Annotated in this window: 23 protein-coding genes; 8 read left to right on the forward strand and 15 right to left on the reverse strand. The window is 72.1% G+C overall.

Annotation, left to right across the window (positions count from 1 at the left end; all coding sequences use genetic code 11):
• Nucleotides 1-146: 146 nt before the first annotated feature.
• Complete coding sequence (locus NFX31_RS16605) at nt 147-1,214, reverse strand: histidinol-phosphate transaminase (RefSeq protein ID WP_262956300.1); 1,068 nt, start codon at nt 1,212-1,214, stop codon at nt 147-149.
• 107 nt (nt 1,215-1,321) lie between these two features.
• On the opposite strand from NFX31_RS16605, the gene NFX31_RS16610 reads away from it, so the two are divergent.
• Complete coding sequence (locus NFX31_RS16610) at nt 1,322-1,726, forward strand: phage holin family protein (RefSeq protein WP_045250830.1); 405 nt, start codon at nt 1,322-1,324, stop codon at nt 1,724-1,726.
• Between the two features lie 23 nt (nt 1,727-1,749).
• On the opposite strand, the gene NFX31_RS16615 is transcribed toward NFX31_RS16610, so the two are convergent.
• On the reverse strand, nt 1,750-3,216 hold the full coding sequence (locus NFX31_RS16615) for a hypothetical protein (protein ID WP_262956301.1): 1,467 nt from the start codon (nt 3,214-3,216) through the stop codon (nt 1,750-1,752).
• On the reverse strand, nt 3,213-3,455 hold the full coding sequence (locus tag NFX31_RS16620) for a hypothetical protein (RefSeq protein WP_262956302.1): 243 nt from the start codon (nt 3,453-3,455) through the stop codon (nt 3,213-3,215). Before NFX31_RS16620 ends, NFX31_RS16615 begins: the two co-directional genes overlap by 4 nt.
• 152 nt (nt 3,456-3,607) lie before the next feature.
• Between NFX31_RS16620 and NFX31_RS16625 the strand changes: the two genes are divergently transcribed.
• Both NFX31_RS16625 and purB read left to right on the forward strand, forming a co-directional pair.
• Complete coding sequence (locus tag NFX31_RS16625) at nt 3,608-4,129, forward strand: low molecular weight protein-tyrosine-phosphatase (RefSeq protein ID WP_169748231.1); 522 nt, start codon at nt 3,608-3,610, stop codon at nt 4,127-4,129.
• Nucleotides 4,130-4,204: 75 nt separating this feature from the next.
• A complete protein-coding gene (gene purB, locus NFX31_RS16630) occupies nt 4,205-5,581 on the forward strand; it encodes an adenylosuccinate lyase (protein ID WP_262956303.1) in 1,377 nt (458 codons plus the stop codon).
• Between the two features lie 343 nt (nt 5,582-5,924).
• Here the strand turns inward: purB and NFX31_RS16635 are convergent, their stop codons facing one another.
• The 5 genes from NFX31_RS16635 to manA form a co-directional block, all read right to left on the reverse strand.
• On the reverse strand, nt 5,925-7,367 hold the full coding sequence (locus NFX31_RS16635) for an MFS transporter (protein ID WP_262956304.1): 1,443 nt from the start codon (nt 7,365-7,367) through the stop codon (nt 5,925-5,927).
• Nucleotides 7,368-7,413: 46 nt separating this feature from the next.
• Nucleotides 7,414-7,806, reverse strand: coding sequence for a hypothetical protein (locus NFX31_RS16640; RefSeq protein WP_045250827.1), 393 nt, complete (start codon nt 7,804-7,806; stop codon nt 7,414-7,416).
• Nucleotides 7,803-8,480: an acyl-CoA synthetase gene (locus tag NFX31_RS16645; protein WP_262956305.1), complete on the reverse strand. Its 678-nt coding sequence runs from the start codon at nt 8,478-8,480 to the stop codon at nt 7,803-7,805. The genes NFX31_RS16640 and NFX31_RS16645 overlap by 4 nt, the downstream gene beginning before the upstream one ends.
• Nucleotides 8,481-8,581: 101 nt before the next feature.
• A complete protein-coding gene (locus NFX31_RS16650; RefSeq protein WP_248700448.1) occupies nt 8,582-9,550 on the reverse strand; it encodes a DMT family transporter in 969 nt (322 codons plus the stop codon).
• Nucleotides 9,551-9,640: 90 nt separating this feature from the next.
• On the reverse strand, nt 9,641-10,816 hold the full coding sequence (manA, locus tag NFX31_RS16655) for a mannose-6-phosphate isomerase, class I (RefSeq protein ID WP_052674321.1): 1,176 nt from the start codon (nt 10,814-10,816) through the stop codon (nt 9,641-9,643).
• 129 nt (nt 10,817-10,945) lie between these two features.
• On the opposite strand from manA, the gene NFX31_RS16660 reads away from it, so the two are divergent.
• Nucleotides 10,946-12,691 (forward strand): AMP-binding protein, encoded by a 1,746-nt coding sequence (locus NFX31_RS16660; protein WP_262956306.1) that lies wholly within the window; start codon nt 10,946-10,948, stop codon nt 12,689-12,691.
• 87 nt (nt 12,692-12,778) lie between these two features.
• Here the strand turns inward: NFX31_RS16660 and NFX31_RS16665 are convergent, their stop codons facing one another.
• Nucleotides 12,779-13,234: a winged helix-turn-helix transcriptional regulator gene (locus NFX31_RS16665; protein ID WP_309599102.1), complete on the reverse strand. Its 456-nt coding sequence runs from the start codon at nt 13,232-13,234 to the stop codon at nt 12,779-12,781.
• 90 nt (nt 13,235-13,324) lie between these two features.
• Between NFX31_RS16665 and NFX31_RS16670 the strand changes: the two genes are divergently transcribed.
• Nucleotides 13,325-13,690: a DoxX family protein gene (locus tag NFX31_RS16670; protein WP_045250824.1), complete on the forward strand. Its 366-nt coding sequence runs from the start codon at nt 13,325-13,327 to the stop codon at nt 13,688-13,690.
• A 35-nt stretch (nt 13,691-13,725) separates the two neighbouring features.
• On the opposite strand, the gene NFX31_RS16675 is transcribed toward NFX31_RS16670, so the two are convergent.
• The 3 genes from NFX31_RS16675 to NFX31_RS16685 all read right to left on the reverse strand — a co-directional run bounded on the left by NFX31_RS16675 (nt 13,726) and on the right by NFX31_RS16685 (nt 16,866).
• On the reverse strand, nt 13,726-14,631 hold the full coding sequence (locus NFX31_RS16675; RefSeq protein ID WP_262956308.1) for a VOC family protein: 906 nt from the start codon (nt 14,629-14,631) through the stop codon (nt 13,726-13,728).
• Nucleotides 14,632-14,761: 130 nt separating this feature from the next.
• Nucleotides 14,762-16,234: an MATE family efflux transporter gene (locus NFX31_RS16680; protein WP_045250822.1), complete on the reverse strand. Its 1,473-nt coding sequence runs from the start codon at nt 16,232-16,234 to the stop codon at nt 14,762-14,764.
• Nucleotides 16,235-16,389: 155 nt separating this feature from the next.
• Nucleotides 16,390-16,866 (reverse strand): MarR family winged helix-turn-helix transcriptional regulator, encoded by a 477-nt coding sequence (locus NFX31_RS16685; RefSeq protein WP_045250821.1) that lies wholly within the window; start codon nt 16,864-16,866, stop codon nt 16,390-16,392.
• 53 nt (nt 16,867-16,919) lie between these two features.
• On the opposite strand from NFX31_RS16685, the gene NFX31_RS16690 reads away from it, so the two are divergent.
• From NFX31_RS16690 to NFX31_RS16700, 3 genes are read left to right on the forward strand one after another with little or no spacing between them, the layout of a single operon-like run.
• Nucleotides 16,920-17,621 carry a hypothetical protein gene (locus NFX31_RS16690; RefSeq protein ID WP_262956309.1) on the forward strand — a complete coding sequence of 234 codons (702 nt, stop codon included), beginning with the start codon at nt 16,920-16,922 and terminating at the stop codon, nt 17,619-17,621.
• Nucleotides 17,618-18,343 carry an SDR family NAD(P)-dependent oxidoreductase gene (locus NFX31_RS16695; RefSeq protein ID WP_262956310.1) on the forward strand — a complete coding sequence of 242 codons (726 nt, stop codon included), beginning with the start codon at nt 17,618-17,620 and terminating at the stop codon, nt 18,341-18,343. Before NFX31_RS16690 ends, NFX31_RS16695 begins: the two co-directional genes overlap by 4 nt.
• Nucleotides 18,344-18,361: 18 nt before the next feature.
• The gene (locus tag NFX31_RS16700; protein ID WP_262956312.1) at nt 18,362-18,727 is read left to right on the forward strand and encodes a Fe-S protein; all 366 of its coding nucleotides are present in this window, start codon (nt 18,362-18,364) and stop codon (nt 18,725-18,727) included.
• Nucleotides 18,728-18,763: 36 nt separating this feature from the next.
• On the opposite strand, the gene NFX31_RS16705 is transcribed toward NFX31_RS16700, so the two are convergent.
• From NFX31_RS16705 to NFX31_RS16715, 3 genes are read right to left on the reverse strand one after another with little or no spacing between them, the layout of a single operon-like run.
• Complete coding sequence (locus tag NFX31_RS16705) at nt 18,764-21,022, reverse strand: heavy metal translocating P-type ATPase (RefSeq protein WP_091477976.1); 2,259 nt, start codon at nt 21,020-21,022, stop codon at nt 18,764-18,766.
• Nucleotides 21,023-21,054: 32 nt separating this feature from the next.
• Complete coding sequence (locus NFX31_RS16710) at nt 21,055-21,981, reverse strand: heavy metal-binding domain-containing protein (RefSeq protein WP_091477975.1); 927 nt, start codon at nt 21,979-21,981, stop codon at nt 21,055-21,057.
• Nucleotides 21,981-22,190 carry a heavy-metal-associated domain-containing protein gene (locus tag NFX31_RS16715; protein ID WP_045250815.1) on the reverse strand — a complete coding sequence of 70 codons (210 nt, stop codon included), beginning with the start codon at nt 22,188-22,190 and terminating at the stop codon, nt 21,981-21,983. The genes NFX31_RS16710 and NFX31_RS16715 overlap by 1 nt, the downstream gene beginning before the upstream one ends.
• Between the last annotated feature and the right edge of the window lie 49 nt (nt 22,191-22,239).

Below are 22,239 nucleotides of genomic sequence, written 5' to 3' on the forward strand. Positions count from 1 at the left end.
TCCAGGTGTCCCAGGTATTTATGCCAGGTCCCCCTAGCTTTTTGCATGGGACGCCTTGCATCGGATCCCGCCCGCGCCGACCGCCTCGTGCGGGACGCGCGCGGGTCCGCCCGTCGCGGCGGAGGGTGCCGCGTCGCGGGCGCCCCTCAGCGCTGGGCGGCGGCGACGGCCAGCACGCGGGGCAGCGACTCCGCCTCGCCGACAGAGATCCGGATCCCGTCTCCGGGGAAGGCGCGCACGATGAGCCCGGCGTCCTCGAACGCCGCGGCGATGTCGGCGGTCGCATCGCCCGTGGGGAGCCAGACGAAGTTGCCCTGCGCGTCGGGCACGTCCCACCCGTGGGCGCGCAGGCCCGCGACGAGCTCGGCGCGGCGCTCGACGATGACCGCGACGCGGGCGCGCAGCTCGTCCTCGGCGTCGAGGCTCGCGATCGCGGCGCCCTCGGCGGCGGCCGTCACGGACAGCGGGATCGCCGTCGTGCGGGCCGCGTCCAGGACGCGGGGGTGGCCGATCGCGTAGCCGATCCGGAGCCCGGCGAGACCGTAGGCCTTGGAGAACGTGCGCAGCACGACGACGTTGGGGTGCGTCTCGAAGACGCGCTCGGCCAGGCCGTCGACCGCGTCGGGGGCGGTGACGAACTCGGCGTAGGCCTCGTCGAGGACGATCAGCACGTCGCGCGGCACCTGGGCGACGAACGCCGCGAACTCGGCGCTCGTGACGATCGGACCGGTCGGGTTGTTCGGGGTGCACACGATCACCACGCGGGTGCGCTCGGTGATCGCCGCAGCCATCGCATCGAGGTCGTGGCGGGAGTCGGCGGCGAGCGGCACCTGCACGCCGGTCGCCCCGGCCACGAGGGGCAGGCCGGGGTAGGCCTCGAAGGAGCGCCAGGCGTACACGACCTCGTCGCCGACCGTCGCGGCCGCCGCCACCAGCTGATACAGGATCGCGACGCTGCCCGAGGCGACGTGCACCGCGTCGGGCGCGACGCCGTACCGCTCGCCCAGGCGTGCGCGCAGCGCCCCCGCCGTGGCGTCCGGGTAGCGGTTGATCGGCGCCCCCGCCGTCAGCGCCGCGACGACGGACGGCAGCGGCTCGAACGGGTTCTCGTTGCTCGAGAGCTTGAACGCGTCCGCGCCGGCCTGCTTGCCCTGCCGGTACGGGGGCAGGGCTGCGATCTCTTCACGGATGCGGGGCAGGATCTCTTCGCTCACGCGTCGAGTCTAGATCCGCGGCCCTCTGCGCCGTCCGACGGCATCGACACGACGGACTTCGCGGGACTCCCCGGCGGATCCCGGTTTCGGGTGGGACAATCGGCCTCATGAGGTTCCTCATCCGCGTCGTCGTGAACGCCTTCGCCATCTGGGTCGTGAGCCTGATCACCGTCCTCGAGGTCACGGTCACCCCCTACCCGCCGGGCGGCATGGTCCCGCTGCTCGTCACCCTGCTCGCGATCGGCGCCGTGTTCGCCGTGGTGAACACGATCGTCGGCACCGTGGTGAAGGTCGTCGCGATCCCGCTGTACATCCTGACGCTCGGGCTGATCTCCCTCGTGATCAACGGGTTCCTGCTCTGGCTGACCGCCTGGATCACGGGCTTCTGGGGATGGGGACTGGCGCTCGGCGGCTTCGGCTGGACGATCGTCGCCGCGTTCCTCATCGCCGTCATCAACGCGATCTTCAACGCGATCCTGCGCCCGCAGCGCCGCCGCGACCGCGACCGCTGAACCCGCGACCCGGCGTCCCATTCTCACGACCCGACCCGCTCGGCGGTGTAATCCGCCGTCGTGACCGACTGCGCCTTCCCCAGCCGCGCGAGATGCTCGCGGATCGCGGCCATGCGCGGATCGCCGGACTGCTCGGCCGATCGCACGGTGTCCCGATAGGCGTCGAGCTGGTGCGCCGGCATGCCGGGATCGAGGCCGTGCCCCGGGAAGGCCGCGCGCGTGATGACGAGGCTGTCGGGTGATCCCGTGCCGTACGGACTGCCCCCACCCGCGAGGCCGGCGACCGGATCGTCCGTGTGCCGCACGGCGACGCTCAGCACGTCCCTGGGCAGTGCCGCCTCGACCGGCGCCCCGATCGTGAACACGCCCTGCACGGCGAACTCGCCCGTCTGTGCGACCTCATCCACGAGCATCCCGCCCTGCGAGTATCCGACCAGATCGACCGGGGTGCCGTCGTCGGCCCCCGCGTCGCGCAGCGCCGCGACGACGGCCTTGAGCGAGTCGGACTCCTCGCGATTCAGGTACAGCTCCGCGTTCGACGCCATGTCCCACGGCTCCTCGGGCCCCTTCCCCGGACGGGTGCCGTCCACGTAGGCGACGACGCGCCGCGACCCGTCCTCGAACTCGTAGGTCTCCACCCGCACCTGCGGCTGGCTGCCGTACGGCACGCGGGCGACGGCGTCGCTCAAGGTCTGCGGCGGAACGGCCGCCGTGCTGCGGACGGGCTCCGAGCGCGTCACGCGGACGTCGCCCGGTCGCACCGCGGGCTCGTGCGGATCCGGCACGGGCGGCGAGGCCGGCGATGCGCTCCGTGGCGCGAGAGCGGTGCCGTCGGCCCCCACGACCACGGCCCTCCCCGGCGTCGGCCGCACCCTCATACCGGGAGGCAGGACTCCGGCGCCCGCGGCGACGACCTGCAGGATGGCCTGCGCCAGGAGGGGAGCCTGCCGCACGACGGTCCCCAGGTCGGGCAGCGTCCCCGGAGGCGGGAGCACCAGCGGCGGGAGCAGGACGGCCGGGTCCGGATCCCCCGCGCCCGGCGGCGCGAAGCCGTCGACGGCATGCCGGAACCAGTCCTCGCGCAGCCGCCGCTCCGTCTCGTTCAGGAGCACGTTGCGGGATAGGAGCAGGTCGGCTCGCTGCCGCAGCTCCCGCCCGTGCGCCGCGTCGGCGTCGCCGGGGCCGAGCAGCGCCTGCTGCGCGCGCACGTCGGCGAGCTCGAACACGTCGGCCATCGTCCCGATGCCGCTCGCAAGCCCGTCCAGCGCCGACTCGATCTGCGCGAGCCGGCCGACCGCCGCCCACAGCGCGGGAACGCCCCCGACGCCGAGCCCGTCGATCGCCGTGGGGATCGCCAGGAGATCCTCCCGTGCGAGGGCCGCCTGCACGGAGTGGCCGCGCACCCGGCCCGCCACCGCCCTCAGATCGTCCGGGTCGACGGCGATGTACCCGCCGTGCGCGATGTCGACCGCGTCGCCTGCGCCCGTCACCGCAGCAGCACCGCCTCGACGTCGCAGAGGCCCGAGAGCACCTCGCGCAGCTCCTGCTCGCGATCGGCGAACTGCGCGCACAGCACCGTGATGGCCCGGGACCGCCACGGCATGTCGTCGTCGAGCGCTCGCAGGCCGGCGCGCGCGACCTCGAGCCGCTCGCGCGCGCTGTCGCAGCGCCGCAGCGCCTCGGCGAGCGCCCAGGATCCTTCAGCGGTGGCGGGTGCGATCGTCAGCATGATATCCACCCTGCGGTGCGCGTCGGCCCGTGCCGACGGTCGCGGCGCAACCCGTGCGAACCCGGTCCGGCAGCGCGGATGTGGGGAACGTCCGGCGCGCGCGGGCTCATCCCGGCATCCGGGCGATCGAGCCGGTGCGGCACAATGGATCCATGACCGAGTCGGACCCGTTCCGCGTGATCTTCGTGTGCACGGGCAACATCTGCCGGTCACCCATGGCGGAGGTCGTGTTCCGCGACATCGCCGCGCTGCAGGGCCTCGGCGACCGCATCGTCTCCACGAGCGCCGGCACCGGCGACTGGCACGTCGGCGAACAGGCCGACCGTCGCACGCTCGAAGCGCTCGCCCGTCGCGGATACGACGGATCCGCTCACCGCGCCCGCCAGTTCACCTACGACGACTTCGCGCGCAACGACCTGGTCGTCGCGCTCGACCGCACGCATGAGCGGATCCTCCGGCAGTGGGCGCGCGACGAGTCCGAGGAGGGCAAGGTCACTCTGCTGCTCTCGTTCGAGCACCCCGACACCGCGCTCGAGCACCAGGGCGTGCTGGACGTGCCTGACCCCTACTACGCCGACGCCCCGGTGTTCGACGAGGTGCTCGGTATGATCGAGAGCGCGAGCCACGGCCTCTTCCGCCAGCTCGAACCCGCCATCCGACCGCCGCGTCCGTGACGTCTCCTCGCCCGTGACGGCACCGCGGAGTCTCGGATCGACGGCCTGATCCACGACTCTTCCGGAGGACACCCCGTGACCGCCTCGCTCCCCGTCCAGCCCCTCAGCCCGCTCGACGGACGGTACCGCGCCGCGGTCGCCCCGCTCGCCGACTACCTGTCCGAGGCCGGCCTCAACCGCGCCAGGGTGGAGGTCGAGGTGGAGTGGCTGATCGCCCTCACCGACCGCTCGCTCTTCGGCACCGCCCCGCTCGCCGAGGACGACAAGGAGCGCCTGCGCGGCCTGTACCGCGACTTCGGCCAGGCCGAGATCGACTGGCTCGCCGAGAAGGAGGCGGTCACCCGCCACGACGTGAAGGCCGTCGAGTATCTGGTGCGCGACCGTCTCTCGGCCCTGGGTCTGGACTCGATCGCCGAGCTCACCCACTTCGCCTGCACGAGTGAGGACATCAACTCCGCCTCCTACGCCCTCACGGTCAAGCGCGCGGTGGAGCGCGTCTGGCTGCCGGCCGTGCAGGACGTGATCGCCACATTGCGCGAACTGGCCGTCGAGCACGCCGACGCCGCGATGCTGTCCCGCACGCACGGTCAGCCGGCCACCCCGTCGACCATGGGCAAGGAGCTCGCGGTGTTCGCGTGGCGCCTGGAGCGGGTCGTCGCGCGCATCGAGGGATCCGAGTACCTCGCGAAGTTCTCCGGCGCGACCGGCACCTGGTCGGCGCACCTCGCCGCCGAGCCGGACGTCGACTGGCCGATGATCGCCCGCGAGTACATCGAAGGCCTCGGGATCGACTTCAACATCCTCACGACCCAGATCGAGTCGCACGACTGGCAGGTCGAGCTGTACGACCACGTGCGTCACGCGGGCGGGATCCTGCACAACCTCGCGACCGACATCTGGACGTACATCTCGCTCGGCTACTTCGCGCAGATCCCGGTGGCGGGCGCGACCGGATCCTCGACCATGCCGCACAAGATCAACCCGATCCGCTTCGAGAACGCCGAGGCGAACCTCGAGCTGTCCGGCGCCCTGCTGAACTCGCTCTCGCAGACGCTCGTGACGAGCCGCCTGCAGCGCGACCTCACCGACTCCACGACGCAGCGCAACATCGGCGTCGCGTTCGGGCACTCGCTGCTCGCCCTGGACAACCTGCGCCGCGGCCTGAACGAGATCTCGCTGTCGCGCGATGTGCTGCTCGAAGACCTCGACCACAACTGGGAGGTCCTCGGCGAGGCGATCCAGACCGTGATCCGCGCCGAGGTCGTCGCCGGCCGCTCCACGATTCAGGATCCTTACGCGCTGCTCAAGGAGCTGACCCGCGGCCACCGGGTGGGCGCCGCAGAGCTCGCGGAGTTCGTGCAGGGCCTCGAGATCGGCGACGCCGCGAAGCAGCGCCTCCTCGCGCTCACCCCGGCGACCTACGTCGGCCTCGCGGAGACCCTGGCGAAGTAGGCGTCCTACGGAGCACCCCGGCACGCGGAGCGCCGCGCCGCTGCCGGGCACTTCGCCCGCGCACGGATCCGGTGACTGCACGGGATCCCGCGAGATGGATAACGTCGCTCACCCGCGGCTGATAGCAGCGTTTTCCATCTCCTGACGGGGCGGAGGATCCGGTCGAGATGGAAGACGTCGCTCAATCACGCCTGACAGCGACGTTTTCCATCCTGTGCCGTTTCCGGCGCGCGCCGCACCCCGGAACCGGGAACGCACCGGGCCCGGGAGCACGCCCGCACGCGGAGCGCTGAGCTCAGCGACCTACGTCGGCCTCGCGGAGACCCTGGCGAAGTAACGCGGCTCAGGCCTCGGCGGGCACCGCGGCCGGGGCGCCGGAGTACTCGCCAGCACGGTCCTTCGGCATCGCGAGGATGGCCAGGAGCATGAGCGCGGCGGTCACCGCGGCCGCGACGAACACCCACGTCGACGCGCTCACGACGGTCGCCGGATCGTCGGATCCGCCGCCGCGGGCCATCACGGCGTTCGAGATCGCACCGTAGACGGCGACGCCCACCGCGGCGCCCGCCGAGCGTGCGAACGTGTTCATGCCGGTGACCGCGCCGCGCTCGCCCCAGCCGACCGAGGCCTGCGCGACGATGAGCGTCGGCGCGGCGGTCCAGCCCAGGCCGAACCCGATCACGAACGCGACCGCGGCGAGCGAGAAGGCGTTGGGATACGGCCCGATCAGCGCCAGCCCGAGAGCGCCGACCGTGGCGATCCCCGATCCGATCAGCGCGGTGAACCGGAAGCCCCGGCGCAGGTAGAGCCGCCCGGCATTGGCCGCCGACAGGGGCCAGCCCAGCGTCATCGCGGCCACGGCGAGGCCGGAGAGCAGGGGAACGACGCCGATCGACCCCTCCAGGTACGCGGGCGCGAAGCTGGTCACGCCCGTCAGCAGCGCGCCGATCGCGAACGACGCGAGGGTGGTGGTGAGGATCAGCCGGCTCGAGATCAGGCGCAGGTCGATGATCGGCTCCGGCGCCCGGCGCTCCACGAGCGCGAACAGGACGAGCGCGACGGCGCCGCCGATGAAGCAGAGCAGGCTCTGGACCGACAGCCACGCCCAGGCGTTGCCGCCCTCCAGCACGCCGAGGATGAGGCCGGTGAGGCCGATCGTGAGCAGCACCGCTCCGAGGTAGTCGATGCGGTGCCGGCGGCGCTCCGCCTGCTCGTGGAAGTGCCGCAGCAGCATCCAGCCCGCGATGAGGCAGAGCGGCACGTTGATGAAGAAGATCAGCCGCCACATGTCCAGCTGAGAGAATACGCCGCCCAGGGCGGGGCCGACGACGGAAGAGATGGCCCACACGCTCGCGATGTAGCCCTGCACGACCGCCCGCTCGGACACCGTGTAGATGTCGCCCACGATGGTCATCGCCATCGGGCCGACCGCTCCCGCTCCGAGCCCCTGCACGAGCCGGAACAGGATGAGCGAGGGCATGCTCCACGCGACGCCGCAGAGGATCGAGCCGATCAGGAACAGGGCGATGCCGATCAGGAGGATCGGCTTGCGGCCCACGGTGTCCGCGAGCTTCGAGTAGATGGGGACGCTCACCGCCTGCGCGAGGAGGTAGACCGAGAAGAGCCAGGGGAACTGCTGGTAGCTGCCCAGATCGTGCACGACGCTCGGCACCGCGGTGGCCAGGATCGTGGCATCCATCGCGATGAGGCCGGTGGCCAGCATCAGCGAGAGCAGCACGGGCCCGCGTTCGGAACGGAACCCCACGGAGGCGCGGTCGATCGTCATGCTCACCCTGGGGTCAAGGCAGGACGGGTGCCGGCTATTCCCCGGGTCACGCCTTCGGCGCGTCGCCCTCCGCCGTCCCGGAGGCCTCGGACGCGGACGCCTCGCCCGTGCCGGTCGCCGCGGCCTCGGTCGTGTCGTCGACCGCGTCGTAGAGCACCGGGCGGTCGTGTGGCTTCGAGAAGTCGGCCGGGTCGACCGCGAGGATCAGGATCGACAGGATCAGCAGGGCGGCGATGAAGATGCCCCCGGTGACGATGAAGGCCAGGTTCCACGGCGGGATGCCCGCGTAGGTGCCCTTGTCGACCATGCGCATCACCTTGTCGGTGAAGGCGCCGGTCGCGATCAGGGTGACGGCTCCGGCGAAGACGCCGCACAGCAGCGACAGCCCGATCAGCTGCACCGGCCGGAACAGATCCCGGCGCCTGGTCTTCTCGGTCATGCGGATCCTTCGTTGTCGGCCGGCGCCGTCCCGGCGGCGGCGGTGTCTGCACCCTCGTCCTTGGAGGCGCGGGAGCGCGGGCTGAGGCCGGCGATGCCCAGGAACACCGCGACGATCGCGGCGTAGGCGCCGAAGATCCCCACAGCGAGGGTGATGCCGGTCAGGGTGAACGACCCGGCTTCGGCGATCGAATAGCGCAGCGCGTAGGTCGTCGGCACGCACAGCAGGCCGACCGCGAGCGCCAGGCCCAGCGCGCCGACCAGGATCGCGTCACGGGCGCCGTCGGCGACGACGACCGGAGCGGATCCGGTTCGCGCGAGGCGCCGGGCGCGCAGGCCCGCGATCAGCTCGATGAGGCCCGTCAGCGCGCCCCAGGCGATGACGACCACGAAGAACAGCGGGGTCGAGCGCCAGGCGGGCACTCCCCCGGCCATGCCGGTGAGGATGGAGACCGCCGCGAGCAGGATCGACGGCCAGCGCCACCCCGCCGGCGCGACCTGCCAGGCCGCGAGCATGTGGATGAGCGCCGTCACGAGCGCGAAGCCGCTGAACACCGAGAGGCCGACGATGGCCGAGTGATCGGCGGAGAACGTGATCATGAGCGCCGCGACCGCCGCGAACGCTGCGCGCGCGAGCTGCACGTGACGCAGCGTGAGCGTGCGGGTGGCTGACATGACGGATCCTCGGGTCCTGGGCTTCGAGAGCCCGGGCAACAGCATCGACGGGCTCGCCGCCTCGACATGCGGGCGGACCCGTCCAGTCTACGCGGGGGATCCTAGGCGCCTGCTCGGGGTGCCGACTCCCCCGCCTCCGTCGCCGCGGTCTCGATCCCGCCCGGATCCGGATCCTCGGCCGTGCCGCCGTCGCGGCGTCGCGGCTGCAGCTCGCTGAGCAGCGTGCCGGCGATGATGAGCCCGGCGCCCAGGATCGCGAGCGGCGGGATCCGCTCTCCGGCGATGCGCCCGACCACGCCCGCCCACACGGGTTCGCCGGTGTAGATGATGGTGGCGCGAGTGGCCGACACCGAGCGCTGCGCCCAGTTCATCGTGAGCTGGATGAGCCCGCTCGCCAGCCCCATGCCGAGCCCGGCGAACAGCCAGACGGGATCGAAGGCCGGGATCCGTTCGCCGGCGACGGGCATGGTCGCGAACCCCAGGACCGACGCGGTCAGCAGCTGCACGACGGTGAGCCGGCTCACGTCGAACCTGCCGCCGAAGAGGCTGATCAGGATGATCTCGCCGGCGATCGGGAGCGTGCTGATGAGCGTGAGGATCTCGCCGGTGCCGAGCTGGACCCCGCGGGATCCGATGCCGGCGACGAGGAGCAGCCCGACGAAGGCGAGTCCGGCGCCGAGCAGCGTGAGCGCGCGGGGCGGCTTGCGCAGCACGAGCCACTGCAGCAGCGGCACGAGCGGCACGTAGAACGCGGTCATGAACGCGCTGGTCGACGAGTCGATGGTCTGCAGCCCCGCGGTCTGCAGTCCGTAGCCGCCGTAGATGGCGGCGCCGATCGCGGCGCCCGCGCCCAGCTCGCGCCAGGTCATGCCGCGCAGCGACCGCCAGAAGACGGCGACGGCGAACAGGCCGGCGGCGAGGAAGCGGAAGCCCACGAAGAACCACGGCCCCGAGTGCTGCATGGCGGTGTGCACGACCAGGAACGTGCCGCCCCAGATCATCGTGATCCCGACGAGCGCCCATTCCGGGACGGACAGCCCGAGCACGCGACGGGAGACGGAGGGTTTCACGTTCCCACGCTACCGGGGCTCGGACGGTCGCGATCGCGCCCCGCTCCCGCTTTCCTGCGGGGTGCACCTCCGTCTCGTGCGGGATGCGCCTCAGCCGGCGGTCGCGACCCAGAGCCGCCCGGATCCGGTCACTTGCACGCGCGCGGCGCGGGACACGAAGAGCGCGACGCCGCGGCGCACCTCGATTCCGGCGCCCGGTTCGGCGGCATCCTCGGCGGAGAGCGTGAACGCGCCGTCGGTCGCGACCGCGATCGAGGGGCCGGCGAGCTCCAGCCGCGCGTCTCCGGTGACCGCGAGCAGCTCGAACGGCACATCCGCGCCCGAGGCGTGGATCCGCGGCCGGTAGCTGCGCACGTCAGCGGCGAGCTCGACGGGCACGAGGTGGTCGTCGTCCGACGCGGAGAACGTCAGCACCCGTTCCAACTCGGCGACGTCGACGTGCTTGGGCGTGAGTCCTCCGCGCAGCACGTTGTCGCTCGGCCCCATGAGCTCCACGCCCGCACCGCGCAGATAGGCGTGGATGTTGCCCGCGGGCAGCCAGAGCGACTCGCCCGCGGCGAGCGTCACATGGCGCATCATCAGAGCGATCGCGATGCCCGGGTCGCCCGGGTACGCCTCGGCGAGCCGGGTGACGAGCTCGAAGCTCCCATCGCCGGAGGCCGCGGCCACGAGCGCCGCGACCGCGAGATCCACCCCCGCTCCTCCGCCCAGCAGCCACGCGAAGCCCGCGCGCAGGCCGTCGGCTCCGGTCAGCACCTCCCGCCAGGGGGCGAGCGCGTCGGATCCGGACCGCGCCGCGAGCGCGTCGACGTCGGCGAGGATCTCGTCGAGGGGGCGGAAGCCGCACAGCGCCTCGAAGCCGTCCTCGAGCGCCACGATGAGCTCGGGCTTGGCGTAGGGGTCCTTGTAATTGCGGTGCGCGGCCTCGAGGGGGATGCCGCGGGCGTCCTCGTCGGCGAATCCGGCCTGCGCCTGGGCGGTGGTGGGGTGCGCCTGCAGCGAGAGCGGGCCGCCGGCCACCAGGATCTTCAGCAGGAACGGCAGCCGCTCGCCGTTCTCGCGCTCCCAGTCCAGGAGCGTCGCCCACGGCGCAGGGTCGACCGCACGGGCCGGGGATCCGGGATGCGCCCCGAGCCACAGCTCCGCCTCGGGGCCGCCGGTGCCGGCGGCCCCCATCACCCCGGCGACGCCGTCGATCCGTCCCCAGGCGTAGTCGCGGGGGACGTTGGCGATCTCGACGAACAGGGGCTCGGAGGAGGCGGTCATCCTGCCAGCGTAGCGAGGATGACCGCCTCTCCTTGCGGAGGGCGATGTCTGCCGCGGAACCGCCCCCGACACCGCGGACATCGCGCTCCGAAGCTGTCGTCCGCGGCGCATCCGGACCAAGATGGCTCCATGAGCCAGCCCCGTTCCGCCACCGCGGCGACGTCCGCGATCCGCTCCGCCCGCGACCTTCTGCTCGCGCACGCCACCGACTACGCGGGCGCCCGCGCCACGTTCCGCTGGCCGGAGCTGCGCGAGTTCAACTTCGCCCTGGAGTGGTTCGACGTCGTGGCCGGCGAGACTCCGAACCGCCCCGCGGTGCAGATCGTCGCGGCCGATCTCAGCAGCCGGAGCTGGACGTACGGCGAACTGGCGCGCCGCTCCGATCAGGTGGCGAACTGGCTGCAGCAGCTCGGGATCCGCCGCGGCGACCACGTCATCGTGATGCTCGGCAACACGATCGACCTGTGGGAGACGATGCTCGGACTCACCAAGATCGGCGCGGTCGCGATCCCGACCTCGACCCTGCTCTCGCCCGCGGATCTGGCCTACCGTGCGGAGAAGGGCGAGGCGCGCGGCATCGTGACCCTCGGATCCCTCGCGGACCGGGTCGCCGCCCTTCCCTCCGAGATCGTGCGCATCGCCGTGTCCGACGCCGCCGGGATCCTTGCCCCCGACGGCTGGCACGACTTCTCCTCATCCGAGAGCGCCTCCGACGCCTTCGAGCCCGATGCACCGACGCCGGCGACCGACACGAGCCTGCTGTACTTCACGTCGGGCACCACGAGCCGCCCGAAGCTCGTGCAGCACACCCACGTGTCCTACCCGGTCGGGCATCTGTCGACCATGTGGTGGCTGGGAGTGCGCGAGGGCGACGTGCACCTCAACATCTCGTCGCCGGGCTGGGCGAAGCACGCCTGGTCGAGCTTCTACGCGCCGTTCCTCGCCGAGGCCACCGTGTTCGTCTACAACTACGACCGGTTTGACGCGAACACGCTCATGGAGGTCATGGAGAAGCACCGCGTCACCACGTTCTGCGCGCCGCCCACGGTGTGGCGGATGCTGATCCAGGCGGATCTCGGCCGGCTCGCGCATCCGCCCCGCGAGCTCGTCGGCGCCGGGGAGCCGCTCAACCCGGAGGTGATCGGCCGCGTGCGCGACGCCTGGGGAGGCACGATCCGCGACGGTTTCGGCCAGACCGAGATGACCGCCTGCGTCGGCAACTCCCCCGGGCAGGTCGTGAAGGACGGGTCCATGGGGCGCCCTCTGCCCGGATACCCGGTGGTGCTGGTGGATCCGGTCACCGGCGCCCGCGTGGACGGCGACGCCGACGGGGCGGCCGAGGGCGAGATCTGCCTCGACCTGGCGGAGCGCCCGCTGGGCCTCATGGCGGGGTACTACGCGGATCCGGAGGCCACGGCGCGTTCCCGCGAGGGAGGCTTCCACCACACCGGCGACATCGCGACCCGCGACGCCGAGGGATACCTCACGTACGTGGGGCGCGCCGACGACGTGTTCAAGGCGTCCGACTACAAGATCTCGCCGTTCGAGCTCGAGTCGGTGCTGCTCGAGCACCCGGACGTCGTGGAGGCGGCCGTGGTGCCGAGCCCGGATCCGACGCGCCTCGCCGTGCCGAAGGCGTACGTGCTGCTGACCGCGTCCGCGCACGACGACCTCACGGCGACCGCGGGCTCGATCTTCGCGCACGCGCGCGGTCAGCTCTCGCCGCACCAGTGGGTGCGCATCATCGAGTTCGTGCCGGAGCTGCCGAAGACGATCTCCGGCAAGATCCGCCGGGTGGATCTGCGGGCCCGCGAGGCCGAGCGCGTCGCGACCGGCGACGAGTCGGGCCAGCACCGCGACCGCGACCACCGCTGACGCCGGCCCCCGGCCGTTTCGAAGCGCGCACTGTGCGGTGAATCGCGCCGGGATCCGGCGAAGTGCGCGCTTCGAAAGCCAGGACGGTCAGCGCGCGTCGTAATCGGCGCGGGACTGCTCGATCGTGGAGTGGTTCGCGATCGCCCACTGCGCGATCGTGTGCGCGATCTCGACGAAGGTGGCGCCGAGCGCCGTGAGCCGGTACTCCACCCGCGGCGGGACCTCGGCGTAGGCCGTGCGGATCACGAGGCCGTCGCGTTCCAGCTGACGCAGGGTCAGAGTGAGCATGCGCTGCGAGATCCCGGGGATGTGGCGCAGCAGATCGCTGAACCGCATCACGTCGGCGCCGAGCGTCGCGACGACGAGCAGCGACCATTTGTCCCCCACCCGGTCGAGCACGTCGCGGATCATCCGCCCCGCCTCGGGACCCCCGGGGCGGCCCTCGCACGAGTTCTCGTACTCGGCGAGGCCCGCGGGCGCCGCCGGACCGCGCTCCGTGCCGGCTGTCGCCGTGTCGGTTCCCGCACTGTGCGCCGGTGACACGGATGTGCCTTTTGTACGCGTCTCCACGATGCTCCATCCTTTACTTACTGATCGTAACAAGGTGACGATCGATAACAAGAAGGAACCCCCATGCTGATCGCCCTGTGGATCGTCAACGCACTGCTCACCCTCGCCATGCTCGGCGGCGGCGGCATGAAGCTGCTCACGCCCAAGCCCGTGCTCGCGGAGCGCGGGATGGCCTGGACCGACGACTTCTCGGCCGGGACGATCAAGGCGATCGCGGCCCTGGAGGTCGTCGGCGCGATCGGACTGATCCTGCCGCTCGCGACCGGCATCGCCCCGATCCTCACCCCGCTGGCCGGCACCGGCATCGCGATCATCATGATCGGCGCCGTCGTCGTGCACCTGCGCCGCAAGGAGCCGGCGACGCCGGCGATCGTGCTGGCGGTGCTGGCCGTCGCGAGCGCGGTACTCGGCTTCCTCGCCGTGCGCTGACCCAGTAGCGCGCAGGGGGGAGCGCCCGGATCCGGTCAGAGATCGGCGATGACGATCTTCTTCATCCGCATCAGGTGCGCATAGGCGTCCGGGCGCTGCATCAGCTCGCCCAGCTCCGCCGGGACCACCTGCCAGCTCACCCCGAACCGGTCGACGAGCCAGCCGCACTGCTCGGCCTCGGGGACGGCGCTCAGCGCGCTCCAGATCCGGTCGATCTCGTCCTGCCCTGAACAGTCGATCTGCAGGGACACCCCCGGCGTGAACGGATGATCCCGGTCGATCGGCGAGTCGAACGACGCGAAGAGCTGTCCCGCGAGCAGGAACTCGGTGTAGGTGATGGGCACATCCACATGCGGCGGCTCCGTCACCGGGTACGTCACCTGTCGCACGATCCCCGACGGAGTCAGCAGCTCGCCGTAGAGGGCGACCGCCTCCTCCGCCTTGCGCTGGAGGGGGCCGCCGAACACCAGCATGGGGATGATCGCGGGTTCGGGGGCGGCACCGGGGTCCATCAGCTTCAGCTGCCAGCTCACGCCGTAGCGATCCTCGACCCACCCGTACAGTCCGCTGAAGAAGTACTCGCCGATGTCCATCAGCACGCGCCCGTCCTCGCCGAGGGCGGTCCAGGCGCGGTTGATCCACGCGCGAGCGGCGCCCTCGTCACCGCCGAAGTCCCTCGGATCCACGCACACGACGAACGAGATCGCCGAGGTCGGCGAGAACTCGTCTCCCGCATTGATGAGGGTGAGCCGGTAGCCGCCGATCGAGACGTCGACGGTGAGCGCCTGCCCCGCGAACGCGCTCTGCCGCGCGGGCAGCCCCTCCTCCGGATAGCGCGCGACGACCTGCGCCGACGCGCGCTCGAACACCGAGGCGTAGAAGGCGCCCGCCTCCTCCGCGTCGCCGGCGCACCAGATGTTGGGGATGATCCGCTGGGTCATAGGGGGAGCTCCTCGCACGCCGGTCGTCCCCCCGGGACTCCAGACTGCGCGCGCGGACCCGCGCATCGCAAGCGCCTGGCCGAGATCGGTGCGCGCGGCACCGGGTCGCACGCATCTCCGCGGCGCCGCCTCAGCGGCGCCCGACCTTGAGCCGCGGCCTCTTCTTCACCACCGGAACGGGCGCGGTGAACACCCCGTCGACCACCATGGATCCATCGGTCGGGCCGACCACGGGGATCGCCGTGGTCGGGGTGACCTCCACCGGGTCCACAGGCATCGTCGCGAGCTCGCGGTGCGCCTTCACGTACGCCGGGATGAGCAGCGCAGCAGCCCCGAACCACGCCAGCGGATTGCTGAGCGCGACGCCGGGGTAGCCGATGAGGGCCCCCAGCACGACGGCGGCGCCCACGCGCATGATGAGCTCGATCACGCCGGTGATGGTGGGGATCAGCGTGTGCCCGAGGCCCTGCAGCACGCCGCGCAGCACGAAGAGCACGCCCAGGGCGCTGTAGCTGAGCCCGTTGATCAGCAGCATGAGCGCGGCGAGCCGCACGACCTCGTCGGATCCGTCGCCGATGAACACGCGCACCATCGAGGAGCCGAACAGCACCAGAAGTGCGCCGAGCGCGACCGCCGTGATCACCGCCATCCAGATCGCCTGCGCGACGCCGCGGCGGATGCGGTCGGGGCGGCGACCGCCGAGGTTCTGCGCCGCGTACATCGACGCGGCGAGCCCGATCGACGAGAGGAACGCGACCGCGATGCTGTCCACGCGCGAAGCCGTGGTGTAGGCGGCCACGGCGTCGGGGCCGAGCATGTTCAGGGCGACCTGCACGGTGATCGTGCCGATCGCGATGATCGAGGCCTGGAATCCCATCGGCAGGCCGAGGCGCAGGTGCTCGACGATGTCGGAGCGGGTGATCCGCCAGTCGGCCCGGCGCACATGAAGCACGGGCAGGCGCCGCCACACGTACAGGAGGCAGAGCGCCACCGAGACGCCCTGGGCGACGACGGTGGCCCAGGCGGCGCCGGCGACGCCCCAGTCGAAAGTGCCCACCATGAGGATGACGAGCACGATGTTCAGCGCGCACGAGACGGTGAGGAAGACGAGGGGCGTGCGGGAGTCTCCGATCGCGCGGATCACCGCCGAGAGGTAGTTGAAGAACATCACCGTGCTGCCGCCGATGAAGGTGACCTGGGTGAACACGGTCGCCTCGGGCATCAGCACCTGCGGCGTCTGCAGCAGTCGGAGCAGCGGCTCGGTGATGAGGGGGGCGCCGATCGAGATCACGATGCTCGTCGCCGCCGTCAGCAGCGTGCCGGTGGCGACCGAGCGGCGCACGGCGGCGTGGTCGGAGGCTCCGAAAGACTGGGCGGTCGGAATCGCGAACCCGCTGGAGAGACCCCAGGCGAAGCCGATGAGCAGGAAGATCAGGCTGCCCGTGGCGCCGACGGCGGCGAGCGAGTCGACGCCGAGGTGCCTGCCGACCACGATCGCATCGGCGAACTGGTACAGCTGCTGCACCACGTTGCCGATCAGCAGAGGGACGGCGAACGAGAGGATGACGCGCCAGGGGCGGCCAGTGGTGAGGGAGACGGCCATGCGGAGACTCTTCAGGCGAGGGATCGGGCGGCGACGAAGCAAGGCCCGCCGTGATCGGTCACGGCAGGCCGTCTCCCATGGTATCGAATCGATTCGGAGGACCGAAAGGGGGTCGAGCGGTTTTCTCTCCGGATCCTGACGGATCTCCGGCGGATCTACCGCGATTCCGGGTGGTCGGCGAACCCGCGGTGCACGTCGGGATCGATCCCGTGGGCGACGGCGAGGCGGGAGACGAGGGTGCCGAGCGCCGCCCGCTCCTCCGCGTCGAGCGGAGCCAGCAGGTCGGCGTTCTGCTGCTCCGCCGCACCGCGGAGCCGGCCCATCGCGGCGCGACCGGCATCGGTCAGGTCGAGCCGGTGGTGGCGGCGATCCTCGGGGTCGCGGGTGCGGGACACGAACCCGGCGGCCTCGAGCGCGTCCACGAGCACGACGACGCGGCTGGGCACGGCGCCGAGCCGATCGGCGAGCGCACGCTGACTGAGCCCGGGGCTGCGCGCCAGGATCCGCAGCGCGCCGGCCATCGCCGGCGTGAGGCCCAGCGGCTTGACGAGCTCGGCGAAGCGCGCCGCCGCGAAGGATCCGAGCTGCGAGAGCAGGAAGCCGGTGCGTTCCGGTCCCCCAGGACTGTTCATGCCCTCAGCTTAGTCTCTTGACAGAATGATTCACCGTATGCATCATTTCACTCATGACCGATTATTCGCCCCGCTCCCGTCGCCCCGGCGGGCCGCCACTGGGACCGCTCGCCATCGTGACGTTCGCGCTCACCCTCGCCGGGGTCGGCACCTTGCTCGCGGGCACCGGATCCGTCCCCGCACCGTTCGCACCCGCCGCCGACGTCGCGGCCTGGTACGCGAACCACGCCCTGCCGATCCGCATCGCGGCGACCCTGCAGCTCGGAGCCGCCGTGCCGCTCGGGATCCTCACCGCGTCGGTCTACGCCCGCCAGCTGCGTCTCGGCGTGCGCGTGCCCGGGCCGGTGATCGGCCTCTACGGCGGAATCACCGCCTCGATCCTGCTGGCGGTCTCGGCCCTGGTCACCTGGGCGCTGGCGTCCGCGCCCGCCCCCGGCGGCGTCGCCTCGACGCTCGGCGTGCTCGCCTTCGCCCTCGGCGGTGTCGGCTACGCGGTCGGCCTCGGGCTGCTCATCGCGGGAGTCGCCGTGCCCGCCTTCATCCTGCGGCTCATGCCGCGCTGGTTCGCCCTGGCCGGCCTCGTCATCGCGGCGTGCGGCGAGCTGTCGTTCCTCTCGCTCGTGCTCGACCCGCTGCAGGCGCTGCTGCCGCTGGTCCGCTTCGGAGGCGGTCTGTGGCTCATCGCGGCCGCGTTCCTGCTGCCCCGGGACCGGCCGCGCCGGGATCCCCGTCTCGCCGGCGGGGAGCGGTCATGAGCACCGCCCTCATCGTGGGCGCGAACGGCGCCATCGGCTCGGCGACCGCACGCAGGCTCGCCGCGGAAGGCCATCGCCTGCTTCTCGTGGCGCGCCGCAGGGAGCCGCTCGACGCGCTCGCCTCCGGACTGCGGGACGGCGGGACCGATGTCGCCACGGGCGCGTTCGACGCCGCCGAGCACGACGCCCTCGCACGCTTCCTGCACCTCGAGGCGCGGGACGGCATCCAGGTCGCCGTGAACAACCTCGGCGTCGCGCACCTGCCGCGACCCCTGACGGCGATCGACGACACCGAGCTGATGCAGGTGCTCGCCGTGGACCTCCTCGGTCTCGCGCGATGCCTCCGCGCGGAGCTCGCCGCGATCTCCGAGGGGGGCGCCGTGGTGAACGTGTCCTCCACCGCGGGCATCGGCGGGGCGCCGGGCATGTCCGCCTACGCGGCGGCCAAGCACGGCGTCGTCGGCCTCACCCGCACCACGGCCCTCGACGAAGCCGCCCGCGGCGTGCGCGTCAACGCCGTCGCACCGGGGCCGATCGCGTCGGGGAACGTGCTCGGTCAGCCGCAGGAGGTGCGCGAGCGGATCGGCCGCGTCGTGCCGCTGCAGCGCATGGGCCGCCCCGAGGAGGTCGCCGAGGCGATCGCCTGGCTCGCCTCCCCCGCCGCGTCGTTCGTGACCGGCGTCGTGCTTCCCGTCGACGGCGGCAAGACCGCCGCGGCCTGATCCGGACAGGAGACCAGGATGAACCTTCTCACCGTGCTGCGCGAGTTGCTCGTGCTCGTGCACCTCATCGGCTTCGCACTGCTGCTCGGCGGCTGGGCGGCGCAGGCCGTACGGCGCCGCTATGCGACCACGACGCTGTTCCGCACCGGCCTCGGCGTGATGATCGGATCCGGCCTGCTGCTCGCGATCCCGTTCCCGGCGGGTGTCCATCTGGACTACCTCAAGCTCGGGGTGAAGCTCGCGGTCGCCCTCGCGATCGGCGGGGCCTTCGGCGTCGTCATCACCCGGGAGAAGGCCGGACGGCCCACCGCTGTCGCCTTCTGGACGATCGGCGCACTCGCGCTGCTGAACGCCGGCATCGCGATCTTCTGGCACGGGGCCTGACGCCCGCCGCGATCGGCGGGCGTCAGGGATCCGGGCTCAGCGGAAGCGTCGCAGACGCAGGCTGTTGCCCACCACGAACACGCTCGAGAACGCCATCGCCGCACCGGCGAGCATCGGGTTCAGCAGCCCCAGCGCCGCCACCGGGATCGCCGCCACGTTGTAGGCGAAGGCCCAGAACAGGTTCGCCTTGATCGTGCCGAGCGTGCGCCGGGAGAGCCGGATGGCGTCGGCGGCGGTGCGCAGATCGCCGCGCACCAGCGTGATGTCGCTCGCCTCGATCGCGACGTCGGTGCCGGTGCCCATGGCCATCCCCAAGTCGGCGGTGGCGAGCGCCGGGGCGTCGTTCACGCCGTCGCCCACCATCGCCACGGTCCGCCCCTCCCGCTGCAGCCGCGCGACGACGTCGACCTTGCCCTCGGGCAGCACCTCCGCGACGACCTCGTCGATCCCGACCTCGTCCGCGATGCGCCGCGCGACCGCCGCGTTGTCGCCGGTGAGCAGGATCGGCGTGAGGCCGAGGCGCTTCAGCGCGGCGACCGCGTCGGCGCTCGTCGGCTTCACGGTGTCGGCGACGACGAGGATCCCGCGCGCGACGCCGTCCCAGCCGACGGCGACCACGGTCTTGCCGCCGGCCTCCGCGTCGGCCTTCGCCGCGGCGACCTGCGGGCTGAGGTGCTGCGACCAGTCGGCGAGCAGGGCCTCGCGGCCCACGAGCACGGCATGCCCCTCGACGACGCCCTGGACGCCTCGGCCCTCGATGTTCTGGAAGGACTCGACGCCGCCGAGCTCCCCCGCCGCAGCCGCCGCGCGGGCGACCGCCTGGGCGATCGGGTGCTCCGACGCGTTCTCGACCGCTCCAGCCAGGCGCAGCAGCTCCGCCGGATCCGTCCCGTCCTCGGTCACGACGTCGACGAGGGTCATCCGACCGCTCGTGACCGTGCCCGTCTTGTCGAGCACGATCGTGTCGACGCGACGGGTGGACTCCAGCACCTCGGGCCCCTTGATGAGGATCCCGAGCTGGGCGCCGCGGCCGGTCCCGACCAGCAGCGCGGTCGGGGTGGCGAGACCCAGGGCGCACGGGCACGCGATCACGAGCACCGCGACCGCGGCCGTGAAGGCGGCCGTCGCGCCGAACCCGGCGCCGAGCCACGCCCCGAGCGTCGCGACGGCGACCGCGATCACGATGGGCACGAACACACCGGAGATGCGGTCGGCGAGGCGCTGCACCTCGGCCTTGCCGGTCTGCGCGTCCTCGACGAGTCGCGCCATCTGCGCGAGCTGCGTGTCGGCGCCGACCCGGGTGGCGCGCACCACGAGCCGCCCTCCCGCATTGACCGTGGCGCCGGCGACGACGTCTCCCGCCGTCACCTCGACGGGCACCGACTCGCCGGTCAGCAGGGATGCGTCGACCGCGCCGGCACCCGCGACGACGACCCCGTCCGTGGCGATCTTCTCGCCGGGGCGCACGACGAACTCGTCGCCGACCGTCAGCTGCGCGATCGGGATCCGCACCTCCTCCGAGGTCGATCCGCCCTCGGAGCTCGCGGGCCGGAGCACCGCGACATCCTTCGCGCCGAGCTCGAGCAGTGCGCGCAGGGCGGCGCCGGCCCGGCGCTTGGACCGCTTCTCGAAGTACCGCCCCGCGAGGATGAACACCGTCACCCCGGCGCCCACCTCGAGATAGATGCTGCCCGCGCCGTCACCGGCCGTCAGCGCGAACGAGAACGCATGACGCATGCCCGGCTCGCCGGCCGTGCCGAGGAACAGCGCGTACAGCGACCAGCCGAACGCGGCGAGCGTGCCCATCGAGATGAGCGTGTCCATCGTCGCCGCGCCGTGGCGCAGGTTGAGCCACGCGGCACGGTGGAAGGGCCAGGCGCCCCACACGATCACGGGAGCGGCGAGCGCGAGGGACGCCCACTGCCAGAACGTGAACTGCAGCGCGGGGATCATCGCCAGGGCGATGACGGGGACGGTCAGGATCGTGCTGACGATCAGCCGCGTGCGCAGCGCGCGGAGCTCCGGGTCGTCGGCGTCCTCCGCGGACTCGCCTCCGTCCGCGGCCCCCGGCGCCGCCGGCGGCGCGGGGAGCACAGCGGAGTAGCCGATGTCCTCGACATGCGCGATGAGGACCGAAGGATCCAACCCCTCGGGCAGCGACACCTTCGCCTTCTCCGTCGCGTAGTTCACGGTCGCCGTCACGCCGTCGATCCGGTTCAGGGTCTTCTCGATGCGGTTCGCGCAGGAGGCGCAGGTCATCCCGCCGATCTCGAGCTCCAGGCTGTTCGCGTCCATGGGTGCGTCTCCTTCCGATGTCGTCGTACGGGTCAGTGGGCGTGGGCGACGGCGTCCCGCACGAAGGCCGCCGTGTGCACGACGCCGTCGACCTGGAAGTCGAAGTAGAGCAGGTAGCGGCCGGCCGTGGGCACCTGCGCGCCGAAGCGCACGTCGGGCCCGGAGACCTCACCGGGCGACGGCTCCGCACCCTCGGGGTGCACGTGCAGGTAGGCCAGGTCGCCTTCACGCAGCGCCACCAGATGGCCGAACGCGCCCAGATAGGGCTGCAGCGCGGTGACCGGTGCGCCGTCTCGCGTGATCGTGACGGTCAGCTCGGACGCGGATCCCGGAACCAGGTCGCCTGTGATGCGCGCCTCGAACCCGTCCACGCGAGCAGTGGCGGTGGTCTCGGGGTGCGTCGGCGCGAAGGAGCCGGCGACGTCGACGGTGCGGGTGAGGGTGACCGGATCCGCGCCCGAGGCGGCGAAGTCCGCGAACACCCGGTACGCCCCTGCAGCATCCCACGTCCATGGCAGACTCCAGGTGCCGCTCGCGCGGTCGAGAGCGGGATGCACGTGGCGGAACCATGCACCGTCGCTGCGCACGACGATGAGGTGCAGATCCTTCTCGTGCTGGGGCTCATAGGCCGTGACCGGGGACCCGGCCGGATCCAGGATGCGGAAGCTCAGCTCGCCGCTCTCCCCCACCGTGCCCGGCGCGGAGACCGGGGCGAGGGTGAACCCGCCCGCCGCCAGCGCGACCCCGGATGCCGTCTCGGCCGCGGTGTGACCGCCGTGACCGGGTGAGGACTCTGCGGTCGGTGCGTGCATGTCGTGGTCCTGCATGTCCTTCTCCTCCTGCTGGATGCTCTGCGGAGCGGCACCGCGCGGGGCGACCAGGCCCGCGGCGCCGAACGCCACGGCGAAGGTCGCCGCGAGCGCTGCGCCGTACAGGCCCAGTCGTCCCGCAGCGTTCATCAGGCCCGGACCGCCCGGTATCCGGCTTCGTCGACCGCCGCGAAGACGCGGGCGTCGTCGAGCGGGGCGCTCGCGGTGATGACGAGCGAGCCGTCGGCCGCACTGACCTGGACGGCGTCGACGCCGGCGATCTTGCCGACTTCGCGCCGCACGGACATCTCGCAGTGGCCGCAGGTCATTCCGGTCACCTGGTACTCGGTGGTGGTCATGTCGTCTCCTCCGTCCGATACCCCGTCCGGGTATCCGATATCGACAATC

The organism is Microbacterium azadirachtae (assembly GCF_025583665.1).
In the GTDB taxonomy this organism is placed as follows: Bacteria; Actinomycetota; Actinomycetes; order Actinomycetales; family Microbacteriaceae; genus Microbacterium; species Microbacterium azadirachtae.